This window comes from Corallococcus sp. CA049B (assembly GCF_003611685.1).
Taxonomy (GTDB): domain Bacteria; phylum Myxococcota; class Myxococcia; order Myxococcales; family Myxococcaceae; genus Corallococcus; species Corallococcus coralloides.
Genome location: NZ_RAWC01000472.1, coordinates 1 through 831 on the forward strand (window position 1 = coordinate 1; position 831 = coordinate 831).

1 protein-coding gene is annotated in these 831 nt (G+C 71.0%); it reads right to left on the reverse strand.

Features of this window, described 5'->3' with window-relative positions; all coding sequences use genetic code 11:
• Positions 1-664 (reverse strand): general secretion pathway protein GspE (locus tag D7W82_RS39780; RefSeq protein WP_120623199.1); only part of this gene is annotated, 664 nt, incomplete at its 3' end.
• Between the last annotated feature and the right edge of the window lie 167 nt (positions 665-831).

Genomic DNA, 831 nt, shown 5'->3' on the forward strand with positions numbered 1-831 from the left:
CCTTGGGACGGGGCGTGGAGCCCAGGATGTCCTCCAGCACCTCCGCGCCGTCGGCACCCGACTCGTTGGGCGGCGGCGGCGGCAGATCCCAGTCCAGCGGCGGCGGCGCGGGCGGACGCGGCGGCGTGGGCGCGCGCGCGGCGGCGGGAGGGGCCGGCGGCGACGGCAGGATGTCCGGCGAATCGTCCTCGTCCATGTCCATCGGTTCAGCCTCCACGATGTCCAGGGGCTCGCCCCGGCCTCTCGCCAGTGCCTGCTCCAGGTCGTCCGACGCGGCGACGAACACCTTGAGCGGCTTGCGCAGCTGGAAGCGCAGCTCATCCACCAGCATCAGGTTGCCCGGGTCCTCCACCGCGACGTGGATCTTCTCGCTGCGGCCGTCCTGCTCCGAAGCGAAGAGGAGCACCCGGTGCTCGGTCTGGAAGTCCATGGACACCAGCGAGGACACCGCATGCGGGATGTACTCGGGGAGCTCCACGAAGGGCAGCTCGTGCTGCGCCGCCAGCGCCTTCGCGATGTCCCGGCCCGTGCACAGGCCCATGGACACCAGCACCTCGCCCAGCTTGCGGCCCTGGCCGCGCCGTCCGGACGCGAGGGCCTGCTTCACCTGCTCGTCCGTCACCACTCCGGCCTGGACGAGGAGTTCACCAATCTTCTTGCGCATGGCCGGGGGCTACCGCTTGACCTTGGCGAGGTATTCCTCGCGGGAGAAAACGCCCTTCTCGATGAGCAGCTCCACCATGGCCTTCAGCGCCGCGACCTCCTTGCGCTGGACCTCCTCCACGCTCTTGAGCAGGTCCGCGGGGCTGCCGGACGGGGCCTGACGGGGGG